Raw genomic sequence first — 19,754 nt, 5'->3', positions numbered from 1 at the left:
CCGCTCTCGCCGGGCGAGGGCGGCGTCAGGCGGATTTTTCCTGATTCCGCTTGCGGGTCGCGGCCGCCTTGCGCGCCGAGGCGGAGCGTTCCTCCGCCGAGCGTGACGCCGAGGCTTCGCCGCCCTTCCGCCCGCCCTTGCGCGCGGCCTCGTGGGTATCGGCCTTGCCCCGGCCCGAGCCACTCTTGTTGCCGCCGCCGCTTTCCTTGTTGACGGTTGCCCAGGCGCGCTTCTCGGCCTCTTCCTTGCCGACGCCCCGATTCTCGTAACTTTCCTCGATATGCTCGGCCTTGCGCTTCTGCTTGTCCGTATAGGCTGACTTGTCACCGCGAGGCATGATCCGTCTCCTGTCTTTGATGCACGGTGAACCTGCAACGTGCCGGCAAAAAGACTGTTCCGAAGGCTTAGCTGACCATCAGGTCGCCGCCATTGGGGTGCAGGACCTGGCCGGTCATGTAGCTGGAATCCTCGCAGGCGAGAAACAGATGACACGGCGCGACCTCGTTGGGCTCTCCCGGGCGACCCATCGGCGTGCTGGTCCCGAATTCCGCGACCTGGTCGCCATCGAAACTGGCCGGGATCAGCGGCGTCCAAATCGGTCCCGGCGCCACCCCGTTGACCCGGATCCGGCGCTCGGCCAGGGATTTCGCCAGTGATCGGGTGAACGCCACCACGGCACCGCGCGTCGAGGCGTAATCCATCAGGTGATCGCTGCCGCGATAGGCTGTTATCGAGGCGGTGTTCACGATGGCAGCGCCGTCCCGCATGTGATCGAGCGCCGCCTGGGTCATGAAGAAGTAGCCATAGACATTGGTCCGGAACGTGCGGTCGAGCTGCGCCGGGGAAATGTCGCGTACGTCATCCTGCTCGTGCTGTTCGGCGGCGTTGTTCACGAGCACGTCGAGACGCCCGAAGCGCTGCGCGACCTGCTCGGCCGCATGGCAGCAGAACGCCGGATCGCCGACATCGCCCTCGATGGTGAAGCATTCGCTGCCTTCCGCCTCGACGATGTCCTGGGTGACCCGCGCATCCTCGGTCTCTTCCAGGTAGACGATGGCGATCCGCGCGCCTTCGCGCGCGAACAAGACCGCCACGGCCCGGCCGATGCCGCTGTCGCCGCCGGTGATCAGCGCGACCTTGCCCTCGAGCCGGCCGGCGCCCGGAAAGCGCGGTTCATAGCGCGGCCTGGGGTGCATCGCCCGTTCGTCGCCGGGCTGATGGTCCTGATGCTGCGCGGGCTTGCCGCCGTGATCATCCGTCATGGTCTGCTCCTGCTCGGTTTATCCAAACAACCGGGCAGGCGCGGCTTTGTTCCTTCAGACGGCGGTCAGGTAGTGGAGGCTGAACAGCGACCGCTTGTCCTGCCAGCTCTGGACGACCCAGAAGCCGGCGGCTTCCGCCGCCTCGACGAATTCCGGAATGGCGTATTTGTAGGAATTTTCAGTGTGGATGGTCTCGCCGCGGCGCATGGAGAAGGGCGTGTCCGCAACCCTGAACGAGGTGTCCTCCATGGCGCGCAGATGCATCTCGATCCGGCCTTCGTCCTCGTTGTAGTAGGCGTCGTGGCGGAACGTGCCGATATCGATGGTGCCGCCCAGTTCGCGGTTGATGCGGTGCAGGACGTTCAGGTTGAATTCGGCGGTCACGCCGGACGCGTCATTGTAGGCCGGCTCGAGAATATCCCGGTCCTTGCGCAGATCGACGCCGATCAGGAAGCCGTCGCCGGGCTGGAACATTTCCCGCACGCGTGCGAGGAAGCGCCGCGCCACCGGGCGGTCCATGTTGCCGATGGTCGAGCCGGGAAAGAAGCCAAGCCGCTTGCCGCACCCGTTCAGGGCCTCGTCCGGCAGCTCGACCGGCGTGCCGAAATCGGCGCAGATGCCGCCGACCGTCAGCCCGTCATAGTCGCGTGCCAGGTCTTCCACCGCCCGTTCCAGCGCGTCGCGGCTGATGTCGATGGCCACATAGGCGCAGGGCGCGCGCAAAGCGTCCAGCAGGCGCCGGATCTTCGCGTCGGAGCCGCTGCCGAACTCGATGACGGTCGCGTCGCGGCCGGTGATGGTGGCGATGTCCGGGCCGACGTCCGAGAGCAGCTTTAGTTCGGTGCGGGTGACGTAGTATTCCGGCGTGGCGCAGATGTCCTCGAACAGGCGGGAGCCGCGGGCGTCGTAGAAATATTTCGGGGGGATCCACTTCTGCGACCGGCTCAGGCCGTTCAGCACGTCGGCGGCGAAATCGTCCTTTGGCGGGTGGCGGTCAATCATGAAGGCCGGTTCGCCGCCCCGCAAGCGCATGCCGGCGGAAGTGTCTGATCCCAAAAGGTTTTCACTTTTGTCCATGGGTCACCTGTCCTGTGCCAGCCTGATGCCGGAATATTGCCAGCGCGTGTCGGGCGGAAAGAAATTGCGGTAGCTCGGCCGGATGTGGCCCGCGGGCGTGGCGCAGCTGCCGCCGCGCAGCACCATCTGGTTGCTCATGAACTTGCCATTGTACTCGCCGATGGCGCCAGCGGCCGGCCGATATCGCGGATAGGCGGAATAGGCGCTGGCGGTCCATTCCCACACATCGCCATATATCTGCCACAATTTCGCCCCGGTTCCGCCGCAGGCCGACGGCTCCAGCCGGGCGATATCGAGGAAATGCCCCTCCACGGGCGCGCCGGACGCGGCGACTTCCCATTCGGCCTCCGTGGGCAGGCGGCACCCCGCCCAAGCGGCATAGGCGGCGGCCTCGTAATAGCTGACATGACAGACCGGCGCGGCCGGGTCGACCGGCAGGCGGCCGTGCAGGGTGTACCGGGTCCAGCCCGTCGCGGCGGGTTCCCAGTAGAGCGGCGCCGTCCAGCCTTCCGCCTGGACCCTGGCCCATCCCTCGGACAGCCAGAGCGCGGGATCGGCGTAGCCGCCGGCGTCCATGAAGGCGATGAACTCGCCATTGGTCACCGGCCGCGAGGCCAGGGCGAAGGCTTCGAGGTGCTGGCGGTGGCGGGGGCCTTCGTTGTCGAAGGCGAAGCCGTTGCCGTGGAAGCCGATCTCGCGCAGGCCGCCGTCGAAATCGATCCAGTGCAGGGGCGGCGCGTCCTGGGCGAGGGCGAGAGCCGGCCCGTAGGGCGCGGGCGCCAGGGGGTTGATGGCGAGGAGGTGCTTGATGTCGGTGACGAGCAGCTCCTGGTGCTGTTGCTCGTGGTTGAGCCCGAGCGTGACGAGGTCCGCCACGTCGTCGCCCTCGCGCGCGATGAGCGCCTGCATGGCGTCGTCCACATGGGCGCGGTAGTCAAGCACCTGATCAACGGTCGGTCGGGACAAGAGGCCGCGCCGGGCGCGCGGGAACTGCGCTCCGATCTGCTGGTAATAGGAGTTGAAGAGGTAATCGTACCGCTCGTCGATCGGGCGATAGCCGTCGAGGCGGGGCTTCAGCAGGAAGGTTTCGAAGAACCAGGAGGTGTGGGCCAGATGCCATTTGGTCGGGCTGGCGTCGGGCATGCTCTGCAGCACCTGATCCTCGGGCGCGAGCGGCGCCGCCAGCGCCACGCTGGTCTCACGGACCTGGGCATAAGCATCCCGCAATGCCGATGACACAGTAGGATGGTCGTCAGGCTCCGCGGCCTTGGGTAACTGGATGGTCACGATGATCCCCTGCTTGCCAACCTGCCCCGGCTGGCATGGATTGTCTGAAAAACGCGCTCTTACCGGTTCGGTTCCCTCTACTTTGCCGGTTTTGCCTCCTATATCCTGGCCTAATGGATGCGCTTGGGGGCGGAACAAGGGCGGCGCGTTGCCGTTCACAAATCAGCAGCCTCCCACAGGACGATACCATGGCTTTAAGATCACTACGCCGCAGATTGCTCACGCGGCCCATATTCGACTGGGCCCGCGGCGTGTTACCGGCCATGTCGGCGACCGAACGCGAGGCGCTCGAGGCCGGCGACACGTGGTGGGACGCGGACCTGTTTACCGGCAATCCCGACTGGAGCAGGCTGCTGGCTACCGCACCGGCGCGGCTAACCGACGAGGAAAAGGCCTTTCTGGACGGTCCGGTGCGCGAGCTGTGCGACATGCTCGACGACTGGCGTATCAACTGGGAATGGCGCGACCTGCCGCCCGAGGTCTGGGCCTTCATCAAGGCGCAGCGGTTTTTCGGCATGATCATTCCGAAGCAGTATGGCGGCCTGGGGTTTTCGGCATTCGCCCATTCCGAGGTGGTGCGCACGATCTCGACCCGTTCCGTCGTGGCGGCGGTGACGGTGATGGTGCCCAACTCCCTCGGTCCGGGCGAGCTTCTGATGCAGTTCGGCACCGACGCGCAGCGCGACTACTGGCTGCCGCGTCTGGCGTCGGGCGAGGAAATTCCGTGCTTCGGGCTCACCAGCCCGGAGGCGGGATCGGACGCCGCGTCCATGATCGACCGGGGCGTGGTCTGCCGCGGCCTGCATCAGGGACAGGAGGTTCTGGGCATCCGGCTGAACTGGCACAAGCGGTACATCACGCTCGGGCCCGTCGCGTCCGTGCTCGGCCTGGCGTTCAACCTGGACGATCCGGACGGTCTGCTGGGCGACGTGCCGGAGCTGGGGATCACGGTGGCGCTGGTGCCGACCGACACCCCCGGCGTCGAGATCGGCCGGCGCCACATCCCGTCCGGGCAGATGTTCCAAAACGGCCCGAACTGGGGCCGCGACGTCTTCATTCCCATGGATCACGTCATCGGCGGCGCGGAACAGGCGGGCAAGGGCTGGAAGATGCTGATGAGCGCGCTGGCGGCGGGGCGCGGTATCTCGCTGCCGTCGCTGTCGGCGGCGGGCGCCGCTTTCTCGGCGCATACCAGCGGCGCCTATGCCCGGGTCCGGCAGCAGTTCGGCATTCCGATCGGCCAGTTCGAGGGGATCCAGGAACGGCTGGCCCGGCTGGCCGGCAATGCCTACCTGCTCGATGGGGCGCGGCGGATGACCTGCGCGGCGCTGGATGCCGGACACAAGCCGTCGGTGATCTCGGGGATCATGAAGCTTCACGCCACCGAGCGCATGCGCGTGTCGGCCAATGACGCCATGGACATCCACGCCGGCAAGGCGGTGATCGATGGACCGCTCAACTATCTGGGCAATTTCTACAAGGCCGTGCCCGTCGGCATCACCGTCGAGGGCGCGAACATCCTGACCCGCAGCCTGATCGTCTTCGGCCAGGGGGCCATCCGCTGTCACCCCTATCTTCTGGACGAGATGGCGGCGTTGCAGGTCGAGGACGGTGACGCCGGGCTGGACGCTTTCGACAAGGTCTTCTGGAAACATCTGGGCCACAGCACGGCGACCTTCTTCCGCGCCCTGGGCCGGGCCTGGACCGGCGGCGCGTCATCGCCTGCCCCGGATGCCGGTGCGGTCAGCCATCACTACAAGCAGCTCGGCCGCTATGCCGCCGGTTTTGCCCTGACGGCCGATCTCGCCCTGATGACCCTGGGCGGCGCGCTGAAGCGGCGCGAGATGCTGTCCGCGCGTCTCGGCGATATCCTCGCCGAACTCTACCTGCTCTCGGCGTGCCTCAAGCGCTGGGAGGATGAAGGCCGAAACGAGGCGGATCTGCCGCTGGTGGACTACTGCATGGCGTCGGGGGCGACCACCATCGAGACGCTGTTCGCCGATGTGTTCGCGAACCTGCCGAATCGTCCGGCCGCCGCGCTGCTCAAGGTGGCGGTGCAGCCCTTCGGCCCGGCCCGGCATGGACCGAGCGACGCGCTGGCGCGCCGGTGCGCCGACCTGCTGCTGGCGCCTTCCGAGGCGCGCGAGCGCCTCGTTGCCGGCCTCCATCATGGCCGGGAGGGCGATGGCCTGGCGCTGCTCGACCGGGCCTTCGCGCTCACCCTGGAGGCCGAGCCGGTGCTCGCCGGGATGCGCCGGGCCAAGCTGCGCGATCTGGATCAGGCGCTGGCGCAGGGAGCGATCACGCAGCAGGAGGCGGATCTAGTGACCGCCATGAACGAGGCCGTCGCCGCCGTGGTCGCGGTCGATGACTTTTCAGCCGAGGAACTGACGGGCCGGGTTCCCGAGGCTCCCGACGAGCGGCAGGCGCCGTGGCGGACGGCGGCGGCCCGCTGATGGCGCGCCCGGTCTATATCGTCGACGGCGCGCGGACGCCCTTCCTCAAGGTGCGCGGCAAGCCGGGTCCGTTCACGCCCGTCGATCTGGCGGTCCAGTGCGGCCGGCCGTTGCTGAACCGCGTCGACGTCCCGCGCGATGCGTTCGATCAGGTCGTTCTCGGATGCGTGAATGTCATCGCCGACGAGATGAATCCGGCACGGGTCGCGGCGCTGCGCCTGGGTCTGGACGCCGCGACGACGGCGTTCACCGTTCAGATCAACTGCGGCTCCGGCATGCAATCGATCGACACCGCGTTCCGGACCATCGAGGCCGGGAATGCCGACATGATCCTGGCGGGCGGCGCGGAATCCCTCAGCCACGCGCCGCTGGTGTTCCGGCAGGACGCGGCGGCATGGTTCGGCGGCCTGATGTCGGCCAGGTCAGTGCCCGACCGCCTGAAGGCGCTGGCGGGATTCCGTCCGCGCTTCCTCAAGCCGGTGATTGGCCTCGAACGCGGCCTGACCGATCCCGTCGTCGATCTGAACATGGGGCAGACCGCCGAAATCGTCGGCCATCTGTTCGAGGTGTCCCGTGCCGCGGCCGATGCCTACGCGGCCGAAAGCCACCGGCGTCTTGCCCTGGCCCAGCATGAGGGCTGGCTGGAGGATGAGGTGGAACCGGCCATGGCGCGCGACGGCACGGTGTTCAAGCTGGACGATGGCGTTCGCCCCGACAGCACCGCGGAAAAGCTCTCATCCCTCAAGCCCGTATTCGAGCGGCCCTGGGGCAAGGTAACGGCGGGCAACAGTTCGCAGATCACCGATGGGGCCTCCTGGGTGGTGCTCGCGTCCGAGGAGGCGCTGGAGAAATACCGCCTGAAGCCGCGCGCGGTCATTCTCGACAGCGCCTGGTCGGGGCTCGATCCCTCCATCATGGGTCTGGGGCCGACGCTCTGCGCCACCGAGATCATGAAGCGCCGCGACCTGAGCCTTGCCGACATCGACCTCTGGGAGCTTAACGAGGCGTTCGCCGCGCAGGTGCTCGCCTGTCTGGCGGCCTGGTCCGACGCGGATTACTGTCAGTCCGTGCTTGGGCTGGAAGGACCGCTGGGCGAGATCGACCGCGACCGGCTCAACGTCGATGGCGGCGCCATCAGTCTCGGGCATCCGGTCGGGGCCAGCGGTAACCGCATCGTCCTCCATCTGGTCAACGCGCTGCACCGTCAGGGCGGTCGGCGCGGGATCGCGACCGAGTGCATCGGCGGCGGCCAGGGCGGCGCCATGCTGATCGAGAGGATATGACCATGCGCGCCCTGCCAAAGAGTGCGATGGCGGTGCTCGACGCCCGCCAGATGGAATTGGGGTTGGAGGGCGCGTCCAGCCAGGTCCTGCGCCACTGGCGCTATGGCCTGGACGAGAGGAACATCGCCTGGGTCCTGTTCGACAAGATGGGCGCCTCAGTCAATACCATCGACGAGGAAGTGCTCTCGGAACTGGCCGAGGTGCTGCGGCGCATTCTTCCCGACAAGCCTGCGGGCATCGTCATCAGATCGGCCAAGCAGGCCGGTTTCTGCGCGGGGGCGGATGTCGCGCAGTTCGCCGGCAAGCATGATCCGGACGAGATCGAACAGCGCCTGCGACAGGGCCACATGGTCGTCGACGCCATCGCCGAACTGAACGTGCCGACCCTCGCCGTCGTCCATGGGCATTGCCTCGGCGGCGGCCTTGAACTGGCGCTGGCCTGCAAGATCAGGATCGCCATCGATGGCGCGAAGCTGGGATTTCCCGAAGTGTTGCTGGGCCTGCATCCCGGTCTTGGCGGCACCGTGCGGTCGGTCAACCTGATCGCGCCGGTGGAGGCCATGACCCTGATGCTCACGGGTAAGTCCGTCGATGCCGGGCGTGCCAAGGCGCTCGGGCTCGTCGACGTGGTCACCCAGGAGCGGCATGTGGCCGCGGCCGTCGCCGCCGCGATTGCCGGAGAGATCAAGCCGCCGCAACCTTCGCTGCGGGCGAAGATCGAGCGGCTCCCGGCACTGCGCGGCTTTCTGGCCAAACGCATGCGCGCCGCGACGGCGAAGCGCGCGCGCGAGGAGCACTATCCCGCGCCCTATGCGCTGATCGACCTGTGGGAGAAATTCGCCGACCGTCCCGTCGCCATGCGCAACGAGGAGATCAAGAGTTTCGCGGCGCTGCTGGCGACCCGCTCGGCGCAGAACCTGATCCGCGTGTTCTTCCTGCGCGAGGCGCTGCGCAAGATGGGAGACACCTCGCGGCCCCTGGCCCATGTGCATGTGATCGGCGCCGGCGCCATGGGCGGCGACATCGCCGCGTGGTGCGCGCTCAAGGGTCTCCGGGTCACCTTGTCCGACATGAAGCCTGAAGCCATCGGCGGCGCGCTGCGCCGGGCGGCGGCGCTTTATGAAAAGCGTCACATGAGCCGCATCGACATCCGCGACGCGCTGGACCGGCTGGTGCCGGACCCGCAGGGCCATGGCGTCGCGCAGGCCGATCTGGTCATCGAGGCGGTACCCGAGAAGCTGGAGATCAAGCGGGACCTGTACCGCGCCATCGAACCGAAGATGAAGGCGTCCGCGCTGCTCGCCTCCAATACCTCCAGTATCTCGCTCGAGGATCTGAGTGGCGAACTGCACAACCCGGGCCGCCTCGTGGGCCTGCACTTCTTCAATCCGGTCTCGCGCATGGAGCTGGTCGAGGTGGTCGCCCATCGCGAGATGTTCGATGTGACCTTCAGCCGCGCGCGATCCTTCGTGCGCCAGATCGACAAGCTGCCCGTTCCGGTGGCCAGTGAACCCGGCTTTCTGGTCAACCGGGCGCTGATGCCCTACATGGCCGAAGCCATGGCCATGCTGCACGAAGGCGCAAGCGGCGCCACCATCGACGCCGCCGCGGAGAAGTTCGGCATGCCGGTCGGGCCGGTGGAACTGGCCGACCGTGTCGGGCTGGATATCTGCCTGGACGTGGCCGAGATGCTGCATGCCAAGCTGGGAACGCCGACCACCCCCGGACTCGACAAGCTCCGCGACAAGGTCCAGCGCGGCGAGCTGGGATTGAAGACGGGCAAGGGCTTCTACACCTGGCGCGACGGGAAGCCCCGCAAGGGCAGGGCCGGCGATCCCCCGACGGATGCGGCGGACCGGCTGATCCTGCCGATGGTCAATGCCTGCGTGGCGTGCCTGCGGGACGGCGTCGTGGTGGACGAAGACGCGCTGGATGCGGCGATGATCTTCGGCGCGGGCTTCGCGCCATTCAGGGGCGGACCCATTCATTACGCGCGCAGCCAGGGAATCGAGGATATCGTGCGCAAGCTGATGGATCTGGCGGCGCACCATGGTCCCAGGTTCGAGCCGGATGCGGGTTGGGCGCAGTTGACGCCGTGACGAGCCGGCGTCATGACCATGTCGCGGATCTGGTCGACGGCATCCTCCGGACGCTTGGCCCGCGTATCGTCCTGGCTCTTCCTCTGGGACTGGGGAAAGCGAATCATATCGCCAACGAGCTGGTGGGCCGCGCTGTCGCCGATTCCGGCATTTCCCTGACCATCGTCACCGGCCTGACCCTGGAGGCGCCGCGCGGCGGCTCAGACCTGGAGCGGCGGTTCATTGATCCGCTTTCGGCCCGTCTTTTCGGCGATTATCCCTCCCTGACCTACGCCAAGGGGCTGCGTGACGGGTCGCTGCCCGCCAACGTCGAAGTGCGCGAGTTCTTCTTCCAGGCAGGACAATGGCTGTCCGTGTCCCGTGCCCAAAGGCACCACGTGTCAGCCAATTATACTCATGTCGGTGGCTACCTGCTCGAGGCCGGTGTGAACCTAGTCGCGCAACTGGTCAGCCCGTCCTCGCAAGGCCGCTACAGCCTGGGGAGCAATCCCGACCTGACGCTCGATCTGCTCGAGGCCCGCCGAGAGGGCCGCATCCGGTTCCTGATGACGGCGCAGGTCAATGACGAGATGCCGTTCATGGACGGCGACGCGGCGGTCCCCGATGACGAGATCGATCATGTGCTGGATGGGCCCGGCTACCAGTTCCCGCTGTTCGCGCCGCCCAACCAGCCGATCCGCCCGTCCCATTACGCCATCGGTTTCCGGATCGCCGCGACCGTCCCCGATGGCGGCACGGTGCAGATCGGCATCGGATCGCTGGGCGACGCCGTCGCCCATGCCCTTATCCTGCGCCACGAGGACAACCCGGCTTTCCGCGCGGTGCTCGGCGCGCTCGGGGTGACGGGGCCCGTGCATGACGGTGTGTTCGAGCAAGGCCTCTACGGCGCCAGTGAGATGCTCGCCGACGGCATGCTGGCCCTGATGCGCCGAGGGGTGATCCGGCGGGCGGTGGAGGGGCGCCTGATCCATGCCGCGTTCTTCCTGGGTTCGCGCGACTTCTATGCGGCGCTGCGCGAGATGAGTCCGGCGGAACGGGCGCGGATCGGCATGGTCTCGGTCCGCTACGTCAATGAATTGATGGGCGGCGAGGATGCAAAGCGACGGGCGCGGGCCGGGGCGCGATTCATCAACAGCACCATGATGGCCACGCTGCTGGGGTCGGTCGTCTCCGACGGGCTGGAAGATGGCCGCGTCGTCAGCGGCATCGGCGGACAGTACAATTTCGTGGCGCAGGCCTTCGCGCTCGACGGCGCGCGGTCGATCCTAGCGCTCGACGCCGCGCGGACCGTCAAGGGGAAGCGGCAGTCCAATATCCTCTGGTCCTATGGCCATGAGTCCATTCCGCGCCACCTGCGCGACCTGCTCGCCACCGAATACGGCATCGCCGATCTGCGCGGCCGCACGGATGAGCAGGTAATCGCCGCCATGCTGGCGGTGGCGGATGCGGCGTTCCAGGACGCGCTGCTGGAGTCGGCCGCGCGCGCCGGCAAGATCGCCCGTGATTTTCGCCCCGATCCGGCGATCCGGCGTAACACGCCGGACAGGATCGCCGACGCGCTGGCGCCGTTCCGGGCGCGGGGGTTGCTGCCGGCTTTTCCCTTCGGCACGGATTTCACCGATACGGAGCAGGCGCTGCTGCCGGCGCTCGCCGCGCTCAAGACCGCGTCGCGCCGGCAGCTGGCCGGCTTCTGGTGGCGTGGCCTGACGGCCGCCGGCCGGCCGGACGAGACCATGGCGCTGGAGCGCCTTGATCTGGATCGTCCTGCCTCGATCAGGGAGCGATTTTACGCCGCCGTGGTGCGCGGCGCGCTGCGGGCAGGAACCGGTGCGGCGCCGGGGCGTTGACGTAGCATGCAACAGGAACCCCACAACCAGAACCTGCACCCCGAGAATCCCCCCGTGCTGGAGGGCCGTGAGGCTCGCCAGGGCAAGGTGTACGAACGGCGAAGCCGCACCCGTTTCCTCATGCTCGCCGGACTGATCGCCTTGGTCGCCGCGCTGGCCGCGCTGATCTATTTCGGGGGCGGTGGCGGCTGAAAATCCCGTCAACCGGGATTTCCCCCTATCGGGATCGCGGGCGAGGCGTTAGCTACATCCTGAGCAATGGGATGTATGTCAATGGATCGCCGACCCGGTCTGATCTTCGTGCTGATCGCCATGATCGCGGTCTCCGCCAACCTTCGGCCGGCCATCAGTTCCGTTCCGCCTCTGCTCGACACCATTCGTGACGGGCTCGGCCTCAGTCATGCCGCCGCCGGCCTGATCACCACGATTCCCGTGCTGATGATGGGTATCATCCCCGTCTTCGCCGCGATGGCGGCGGCAAGAGCCGGCAGCGAGCGGCTGGTACTGGCGGCCCTGCTGCTCGTGGGCGGCGGAATTCTCCTGCGCCTGATCGAATATCCCTCGTTCATGTATCTGTCGGCCGCGTTGGCCGGCATCGGCATCGCCGGCGCGCAAACCCTGCTGCCCGACATCGCCAAGCGCCGTTTCCGCGACGGCGCGGCCACGGTCATGTCGGTGCAGGCCTGCGCCATGACGGCGGGCGCGGGGATTGCGGCGGTGCTCACCCCGGATGTGCAGGCGGCGACCGGCTCGTGGTCCGCGGCGCTGGCGTGGTGGTCGGCGCCCGCCGCCCTCGGCGCGGTGATCTGGCTGGCGGTGATCGGGTTGCCCCGATCCGCGCCGGGTGCCGGCGCGGGCGGTTTCGGGTTTCCGCTGCGCAGCGCCATCGCCTGGCGGATCACGCTGCTCGGAGCCCTCTCGTCGGGCATGTTCTACACCACCCTGACCTGGATACCGCCCACCTACACGGAGGCGGGCTGGAGCACCGCAGAGACCGGGACGCTCCTGCTGGTCTTTTCGGTCACCCAGCTGGCCGCGTCGCTGGGCGTGACCTGGCTGACGGGGCGCTCGCGCGACCGGCGGGCGCAGCTGCTCGCCAGCCTGGGCCTGGCCGCCATCGGCTGCGCCGGCCTCGCCGCCGCGCCCCTTGCCGCGCCCTGGCTTTGGGTCAGCTGCGTGGGGCTGGCGACCGGCGCGCTGTTTCCCCTGTCGCTGATTCTGCCGGTGGATTACGAGGACCGGCCCGACGCGCTGCGGCGGCTGGCGGCCATGAGCCTGACGGGCGGCTACGTGCTCGCCGCCGCGGGACCCGTGCTGTTCGGCTGGATGCGGGAGGCCAGCGGCGATTATCTATGGTCGTATGGCGCGCTGGCGGTGTGGGCCGCGGCGACCGCGGGCATGAGCCTGTATTTCCGGCCGCGCCGCCCGCTAGCCGATCCGGGCCCGCTTCAGCCGTAACGCGTTGCCGATGACGCTGACCGACGACAGCGACATGGCCGCGGCCGCGAAGATCGGTGTCAGGACGATGCCGAAATGGGGGTAGAGCACGCCAGCCGCGATGGGCACGCCAGCGGCGTTGTAGACGAAGGCCAGCAGCAGATTCTGGCGGATATTGCGCATGGTTGCCCTGCTGAGAAGGCGGGCCCTGAGAATGCCGGTCAGGTCGCCATGCAGCAGGGTGATGCCGGCGCTCTCCATCGCGACGTCGGTGCCCGATCCCATGGCGATCCCGACATCCGCCGCCGCGAGGGCGGGGGCGTCGTTCACCCCGTCGCCCGCCATGGCGACGATGCACCCTTCGCGCCGCAGCCGGTCCACGACCGATTTCTTGTCCTCGGGCAGCACCTGGGCGTGGACCTCGTCGATGCCGAGCGACCGGGCCACCGCGTCGGCGGTGGCGCGGTTGTCGCCCGTGAGCATGACGACGCGGATCTTGCGCCGGTGCAGTTCCTCGATGACTGCGGCGGATGTCTTGCGGATCGGGTCGGCGATGGCGAGGACGCCCGCCAGCCTGCCGTCGACGCCGACCAGCACGGCGGTGGCGCCGCGCTTGCCCAATTCCTCGATCCTGTCGTCCAGCGAGACCGTGGCGATGCCCTGTTCCCGGAGGAAGGCGGCATTGCCAAGCGCGACGCGGCGGCCATCGACGGTTCCCATGGCGCCCTTGCCGACCGGGCTGTCGAAGTCGCCGACGGGCGGAATGGACAGGGCGCGGTCTTCGGCGGCGCGCAGGATCGCCTGCGCGAGGGGGTGCTCGCTGGCCTGTTCGACGCCGGCCGCCAGCCTCAGCAGCTCGTCCTCGTCAAAGCCTTTCGCCGGCAGGACGGCGGTGACCGACGGCCGGCCCTCGGTGAGGGTTCCGGTCTTGTCGACCACCAGCGTGTCGACCTTTTCCATGCGCTCCAGCGCGTCGGCATCGCGGATCAGCACGCCCGTCTGGGCGCCGCGTCCGATGCCGACCATGATGGACATGGGGGTCGCGAGCCCCAGCGCGCAGGGGCAGGCGATGATCAGGACCGTGACGGCGCTGACCAGCGCATGGGCAAGGCGGGGCTCGGGCCCCCAGAGCGCCCAGGCGGTGAACGCCGCGATCGCCGCGGCGAGGACCGCGGGGACGAACCATCCGGCGACCATGTCGGCCAGCCGCTGGATCGGCGCCCGGCTGCGCTGGGCGGCGGCGACCATCTCGACGATGCGGGCGAGCACGGTGTCCGCGCCGACGCCTTCGGCGCGGGCGACGAGGCCGCCGCTCTGGTTGACCGTGCCGCCGATGAGCCTGTCACCCGGACCCTTGGTGACGGGCATGGCCTCGCCGGTGACCATGGCTTCGTCCACCGCCGAGCGGCCTTCGATCACCGTGCCATCGACGGGCACCTTTTCCCCCGGCCTGATCCTGAGCCTGTCGCCGGCTGCGATCTCGTCGACGGGCACCTCTTCCTCGCCATCGGGGCCAAGGCGGCGCGCGGTGCGCGGCGAGAGGTCGAGCAGGGCGCGGATGGCGCCGGAGGTGCGCTCGCGCGCCCGCAATTCGAGCACCTGTCCCACCAGCACCAGGACCGTGATGACGGCGGCGGCCTCGAAATACAGCGCCACCCGGCCGTCATGGCCCCTAAAGGTCGCGGGGAAGAACTCGGGGAACGCCAGGGCGACGGTGCTGTAGAGCCACGCGACGCCGGTGCCCATGGCGATCAGGGTGAACATGTTCAGATGCCGGCTGACGAGCGAGCGCCAGCCGCGTACCATGAACGGCCAGCCGCACCACCAGACCACGGGTGTCGCCAGGGCGAACTGGATGAAGCCGGACGTGGGCATGGACAGCAGGCCGGCCCAGCCGAGCAGATGGCCGCCCATTTCCATGGTGAACAGTGGCAGGGTGAGCGCGAGGCCGATCCAGAAGCGCTTGCCCATGTCGGACATTTCGGGACTGCGCGGGGTATGCCCGGTCGGCACCATGGGCTCGAGCGCCATGCCGCAGATGGGGCAGTCGCCCGGGCCTACCTGATGCACCTCCGGATGCATGGGGCAGGTGTAGACGGTTCCTTCAGGCCGCGGCGCTGCGGCCGGAGGGGGCGACAGGTAGCGCGCGGGATCGGCGTCGAACTTCTCGCGGCACCGCGCCGAGCAGAAATGGTACGGCACTCCGTCATGGACGCTGGCGTGCCGGGCGGCCGCCGGGTCGACGGTCATGCCGCAGACCGGGTCCTTTGCGGGCGCGTGACCATGGCCCGCGCCGCCATGACCCTGACATTCCGGTGAAGAGTGAAGCTTGTCGGTCACATCCGTCCTCAGTCCATCGGAGATACCCAGTGGGGGTATGTCTGTCCCCTATATACCCCTGGGGGGTATTTGGGCAAGTGTCCGATGATGCTCTCGCTTGGGAGATGGGGGCTGGAGGGGGCAAAAGCGAACGGGCGCGGCCGAATGGTCGCCTGACGTCGGGGCGGGGGAAAGGGCGGCTACTTGTCGATCAGCAGCCGTACGGCGATGGCGGCGGCGGCGGTGCGGTTTTCCACGCCCAGCTTGGAATAGATCTGTTCCAGGTGCTTGTTCACGGTGCGGGGGCTGCACTGCAGGATTTCGGCGATGTCCCGGTTGGATTTGCCCTGCGCCGTCCACAGCAGGACCTCGGCCTCGCGGGCCGTCAGATCGAGGCGCTGCTTCAGCAGCAGATGGTCGTTGGCGGCGGCGCCGTCGCCCAGATGCAGCAGGAACTCGCCGGCGCCGGCCTCGCCCAGATACGAGGCCTGGACCGTCGCGCTGCCCATGGTGACGAGGGTCTTGTCGCTGGCGCGCTGGTCGACGACGTCGCCGAGCCTGGGCCGGACATCCTTCTGCCAGGCGGGCGAGTCCGTGTCGAACACGCCGAGCACGCGCTCGAGCAGCTTGGCCGCCTGCGGCGTGCTCCAGAGCACGTCGCCGCGCCGGTTGACGGCGAGCAGGGTGCGGCCGGCCACGTCGAGGGCGATGCGGGCGCTCTGCTGCATGCGGGAATTGGCCAGATGGACGCGGATGCGCGCCAGCATCTCGAACGGCGCGACCGGCTTGGTGACGTAGTCGACGCCGCCGGCTTCCAGGCCCATGACGACGTGCTCGGTGTCGGTCAGTCCGGTCATGAAGATCACCGGGACGTGGGCGGTCGCCTTGTTCTGCTTGATCCGGCGGCAGGCCTCGAAGCCGTCCATCTCGGGCATCATGGCGTCCATCAGGATCACGTCGGGCGTCACCCGTTCGATCAGCGACAGCGCCGCGCCGCCGCTGCGGGCGACGAGCGCGGTGATGCCGGCGTCCTCCAGCGTGTCGGTCAGCAGGCTGAGCGTCTCGGGAGAGTCGTCCACCACGAGGACGATATAGGAGGAACCCAGATCAATGCTCATGGTTCTGCAGCACCTTCAGGGCGTCGTCATATTGCGACAGCTCGAATTCCTGGACCAGGCCGCGCAGATGCGCGGTGACGCGCCGGGCGTGAGGCTGTTCGTCCTCGATCTCGTCGAGCTTGGACAGGATGCCGCGTACATGGCCGATGCGTCCCAACTGGATCAGGGTGCCGAGTTGCGTCCTGGCCGGAATCTCGCTGGCCCGCAGGTCGGTCGGCATGATGGATAGGGCCGGCTTGGCCTGTTCGTCATAGACCCAGCGCAGGTTGAGCAGGGTCTTGATGGTGTCGAGCAGGTTGGCCAGCTGAATGGGCTTCATCAGATACCCTTCATGGAACGGCGCGGCAACTTCTCTCTGCCGTTCCTCGCGGGCGTTGGCCGAGATCATGACGATGGGCGCGCGGCTGACGCCGTCCTCGCGCAGCCGCCGCGCCACGTCCCAGCCGTTCATGCCGGGCATGAAGATGTCGAGCAGGATCAGGTCAGGCGAGGTGTGGCGCGCGGTTTCCAGGCAGGACGGGCCGTCCTCGGCGGTGATGACGATGAAGCCGATGGGCGCGAGCAGGTCGCGGATCAGGTCCAGATGGTTGGGATCGTCGTCCACCGCCAGGATGGTGCGCGCGTCGCCCTCGTAGCCGCCGATGCGGCGCGGCGCGACGACCTGGCGGGCAGGGCGGGGCACGGTGGAGAGCATCAGCTTGACGCGGAACAGGCTGCCGACGCCGACCGTGCTTTTCACCGTGATCTCGCCGCCCATCGCCTCGGTCAGCAGCTTGGTGATGGTGAGGCCGAGGCCGGTGCCGGGGCGCTTGGACATGCCGGGCGTCTCGATGCGCTCGAACGGGCGGAAGGCGCGTTCCAGATCCTCGGCGGCGATGCCGATGCCGGTGTCCTCGACCTCGAAGGTGGCGAGCTGGGTGCGATAGCGCATGCGCAGGATGACGCTGCCCTGTTCCGTGCAGCGGATGGCGTTGGACAGCAGGTTGATCAGGATCTGGCGCAGCCGCTTCTCGTCTGTATAGACCAGGTCCGGCAGGCTCTCGGGCGGCTCGAACACGAAGTCGAGGCCCTTGGCGCGCGCCTGCATGGCGAACATGTCGACGAGCTGGCCGAGGAAATCGTTGATCGGCACCTCGTCGCGGTAGAGCTGCAGGCGGCCGGCCTCGATCATCGAGATGTCGAGCAGGCCGTCGATCAGGCCCGACAGGTGCTCGCCGCTGCGCCGGACCACGCTCAGAGCGTGCTTGCGGTGGCCGGGAATGGCGGGATCGGCCTCGAGCAGCTGGGCATAGCCGAGAATGGCGTTGAGCGGCGTGCGCAGCTCGTGACTGATGCCGACCACGTACTTGCTTTTGGCCATGCTGGCGGCCTCGGCGGTCTCCTTGGCCTTCTGCAGCGCCTTGTCGGTCTTCTGGTGCGCGTCGATCTCGCGCATCAGCATATTGGTCTGGCGCTGGGTTTCCTGCTGGGCGACGCGGCTGGTCTCGTGGGCCAGCACGAACGGCCAGGCGACGATGGCGGCGACGATGATCAGGATGAAGAACACCTTCCACAGCGTGTCGGCGATGATCGCCGTCGGCGCCTCGGGCGTCAGGCTCATCTGCACGTAGCCCAGCGCCAGGATCGCGGCGATGAACAGGCTGAAGAGCAAAAGGAGGCCGAGATACTGGCCCAGCCGGCTGTTGAGCCGCGCCACCAGCTGGCGCGGGAAGGCCCAGCCGAGGAACTGCAGCACCTGCTCGGAAAAGCGGGCGGATACCTTGCAGGCGTCGCGGCATCGGGCATCGAGCGAGCAGCACAGCGAGCAGATCGGACCCGAATAGACCGGACAGTGCGCCATGTCCTCCGGCTCGAAGGTGTGCTCGCAGATACAGCAGCGCTCCGGCTTGCTGTCGGCGAGCGGGGTCGTCGGCTTGCGGGCGATGTAGAAGCGGCCGCCGGTGGCGAAGGCGATCAGCGGCGAGACGACCAGCGCGGTTCCAAGCGCGATGAACGGCGCCATGGCGCGGGCCACGTCGCCGAACACGTCGGCATAGGCCGTGATGGAGAGCACCGACGCGACGAACATGGCGCCGACGCCGACGGGGTTGATGTCGTAGAGATGCGCCCGCTTGAACTCGATGTGCCGGGGCGACAGGCCGAGCGGCTTGTTGATGATCAGATCGGCGACGATGGCGCCGACCCAAGCGACGGCGATGTTGGCGTAAAGGCCGAGCGTGTGCTCCAGCGCCTTGTAGATGCCCAGCTCCATCAGGATGATGGCGATGGCGACGTTGAATACCAGCCAGACCACGCGGCCGGGATGGCTATGGGTGAGGCGCGAGAAGAAGTTGGACCAGGCGATGGAACCCGCATAGGCGTTGGTCACGTTGATCTTCATCTGCGAGATGATGACGAACGCGCCGGTCAACGCGATGGCGATGTCGGGCTGAGAAACCACCTGGGTGAAGGCCAGCAGGTACATCTGGGTCGGCTCGGCGGCGCTCTCGAAGGCGACGCCCGCGTTCAGCGCCAGCACGGCGAGAAACGATCCGGCGAGCAGCTTGATCATGCCGGGGACGACCCAGCCCGGCCCGGCGCTGACCATGGCGGCCCACCACTGCCATCGCCGACCCTTGCGGGTGCGCGGCAGGAAACGGAGGTAGTCGACCTGCTCGCCGATCTGGGCGATGAGGGAGAATACCACCGCCGAGGCGGCGCCGAAATGCAGCAGGTCGAGCGAGCCGTCCCGGGCGCCGTGCAGGCCCGGATAGGCCATCCACTCATCCAGCGAGAACAGGCCCTTGGCCCCGATGAAGATGAAGGGCAGCAACTGCAGGATGATCCAGAAGGGCTGGGTCCACATCTGGAAGCGGCTGATCGTGGTGATGCCGTGGGTCACCAGCGGGATCGCGATCAGCGCGCTGATGAGGTAGCCGAGCCAGAGCGGCAGGCCGAAGCACATCTGCAGCGCCAGCGCCATGATCGCCGCCTCGAGGGCGAAGAAGATGAAAGTGAACGAGGCGTAGATCAGCGAGGTGATGGTGGAGCCGATATAACCGAAGCCGGCGCCGCGGGTCAGCAGGTCGATGTCGACGCCATACTTGGCCGCGTAGTAACAGATGGGCAGGCCAGCGGCGAAGATCAGGCAGCCGACGATCAGGATGGCGGCTGCGGCGTTCGAGAACCCGTAGTTGAGGGTGATGGCGCCGCCGATGGCCTCGAGCGCCAGGAATGAGATCGCGCCCAGCGCCGTGTTGGCGACGCGGAACGACGACCATTTACGAGCGCTGTTGGCCGTGAAGCGCAGGGCGTAGTCTTCCAGGGTCTGGTTCGCGACCCATTGGTTGTACTGCCGCCTTTCGCGGATGACCCTTTGATGCGGAGTCATGCCTTCGGTCTCGCTCCCGGGAAGTGCCTTGCTGCGCGAAGGTCTTGTGCAATGCAAAATTGACCGGAATTCCCAGCCAAAGCCAAGCGGCAAAAATGCATTACCGTCAGGTTACAACCAACTGACGGCGCTTCCGGGTGGCGCGCTTCGGTACGGACTTTTTTCATGCCTCACATGTGCTGGTGATGCCTAAGCCGCT

Annotated in this window: 13 protein-coding genes; 6 read left to right on the top strand and 7 right to left on the bottom strand. The window is 67.6% G+C overall.

What is annotated here, in order from left to right; genetic code table 11:
• Positions 1-25: 25 nt before the first annotated feature.
• The 4 genes from WJU17_RS09695 to egtB form a co-directional block, all read right to left on the bottom strand.
• Positions 26-337, bottom strand: a complete 312-nt coding sequence (locus WJU17_RS09695) for a plasmid stabilization protein (RefSeq protein ID WP_346327120.1) — start codon at positions 335-337, stop codon at positions 26-28.
• A gap of 67 nt (positions 338-404) precedes the next feature.
• Entirely contained in the window at positions 405-1,262 is an 858-nt protein-coding gene (locus WJU17_RS09690) for an SDR family oxidoreductase (RefSeq protein WP_346327119.1), read from the bottom strand.
• Positions 1,263-1,316: 54 nt separating this feature from the next.
• Positions 1,317-2,264 (bottom strand): L-histidine N(alpha)-methyltransferase, encoded by a 948-nt coding sequence (egtD, locus tag WJU17_RS09685; RefSeq protein WP_346327118.1) that lies wholly within the window; start codon positions 2,262-2,264, stop codon positions 1,317-1,319.
• 78 nt (positions 2,265-2,342) lie between these two features.
• Entirely contained in the window at positions 2,343-3,620 is a 1,278-nt protein-coding gene (gene egtB, locus WJU17_RS09680) for an ergothioneine biosynthesis protein EgtB (protein ID WP_346327429.1), read from the bottom strand.
• Between the two features lie 194 nt (positions 3,621-3,814).
• Between egtB and WJU17_RS09675 the strand changes: the two genes are divergently transcribed.
• The 6 genes from WJU17_RS09675 to WJU17_RS09650 all read left to right on the top strand — a co-directional run bounded on the left by WJU17_RS09675 (position 3,815) and on the right by WJU17_RS09650 (position 12,769).
• Positions 3,815-6,082 (top strand): acyl-CoA dehydrogenase, encoded by a 2,268-nt coding sequence (locus WJU17_RS09675; RefSeq protein WP_346327117.1) that lies wholly within the window; start codon positions 3,815-3,817, stop codon positions 6,080-6,082.
• Positions 6,082-7,365, top strand: a complete 1,284-nt coding sequence (locus WJU17_RS09670; RefSeq protein WP_346327428.1) for an acetyl-CoA C-acetyltransferase — start codon at positions 6,082-6,084, stop codon at positions 7,363-7,365. Before WJU17_RS09675 ends, WJU17_RS09670 begins: the two co-directional genes overlap by 1 nt.
• A 2-nt stretch (positions 7,366-7,367) precedes the next feature.
• Positions 7,368-9,464 (top strand): 3-hydroxyacyl-CoA dehydrogenase NAD-binding domain-containing protein, encoded by a 2,097-nt coding sequence (locus WJU17_RS09665; RefSeq protein ID WP_346327116.1) that lies wholly within the window; start codon positions 7,368-7,370, stop codon positions 9,462-9,464.
• Positions 9,461-11,311, top strand: a complete 1,851-nt coding sequence (locus WJU17_RS09660) for an acetyl-CoA hydrolase/transferase C-terminal domain-containing protein (protein WP_346327115.1) — start codon at positions 9,461-9,463, stop codon at positions 11,309-11,311. The genes WJU17_RS09665 and WJU17_RS09660 overlap by 4 nt, the downstream gene beginning before the upstream one ends.
• 6 nt (positions 11,312-11,317) lie before the next feature.
• Positions 11,318-11,503, top strand: a complete 186-nt coding sequence (locus WJU17_RS09655) for a hypothetical protein (protein ID WP_346327114.1) — start codon at positions 11,318-11,320, stop codon at positions 11,501-11,503.
• 81 nt (positions 11,504-11,584) lie between these two features.
• Positions 11,585-12,769 carry an MFS transporter gene (locus WJU17_RS09650; protein WP_346327113.1) on the top strand — a complete coding sequence of 395 codons (1,185 nt, stop codon included), beginning with the start codon at positions 11,585-11,587 and terminating at the stop codon, positions 12,767-12,769.
• Here the strand turns inward: WJU17_RS09650 and WJU17_RS09645 are convergent.
• The 3 genes from WJU17_RS09645 to WJU17_RS09635 all read right to left on the bottom strand — a co-directional run bounded on the left by WJU17_RS09645 (position 12,740) and on the right by WJU17_RS09635 (position 19,555).
• On the bottom strand, positions 12,740-15,088 hold the full coding sequence (locus tag WJU17_RS09645; protein ID WP_346327112.1) for a heavy metal translocating P-type ATPase: 2,349 nt from the start codon (positions 15,086-15,088) through the stop codon (positions 12,740-12,742). The genes WJU17_RS09650 and WJU17_RS09645 overlap by 30 nt on opposite strands.
• A 179-nt stretch (positions 15,089-15,267) precedes the next feature.
• Positions 15,268-16,185 (bottom strand): response regulator, encoded by a 918-nt coding sequence (locus tag WJU17_RS09640; RefSeq protein ID WP_346327111.1) that lies wholly within the window; start codon positions 16,183-16,185, stop codon positions 15,268-15,270.
• Positions 16,175-19,555, bottom strand: a complete 3,381-nt coding sequence (locus WJU17_RS09635) for an ATP-binding protein (protein WP_346327110.1) — start codon at positions 19,553-19,555, stop codon at positions 16,175-16,177. Before WJU17_RS09635 ends, WJU17_RS09640 begins: the two co-directional genes overlap by 11 nt.
• Positions 19,556-19,754: the final 199 nt, after the last annotated feature.

The organism is Iodidimonas sp. SYSU 1G8 (assembly GCF_039655775.1).
In the GTDB taxonomy this organism is placed as follows: Bacteria; Pseudomonadota; Alphaproteobacteria; order SMXS01; family SMXS01; genus RI-34.
The sequence above is the reverse complement of the archived record's forward strand: the minus strand, read 5'-3'. Positions and strand labels throughout refer to the sequence as shown.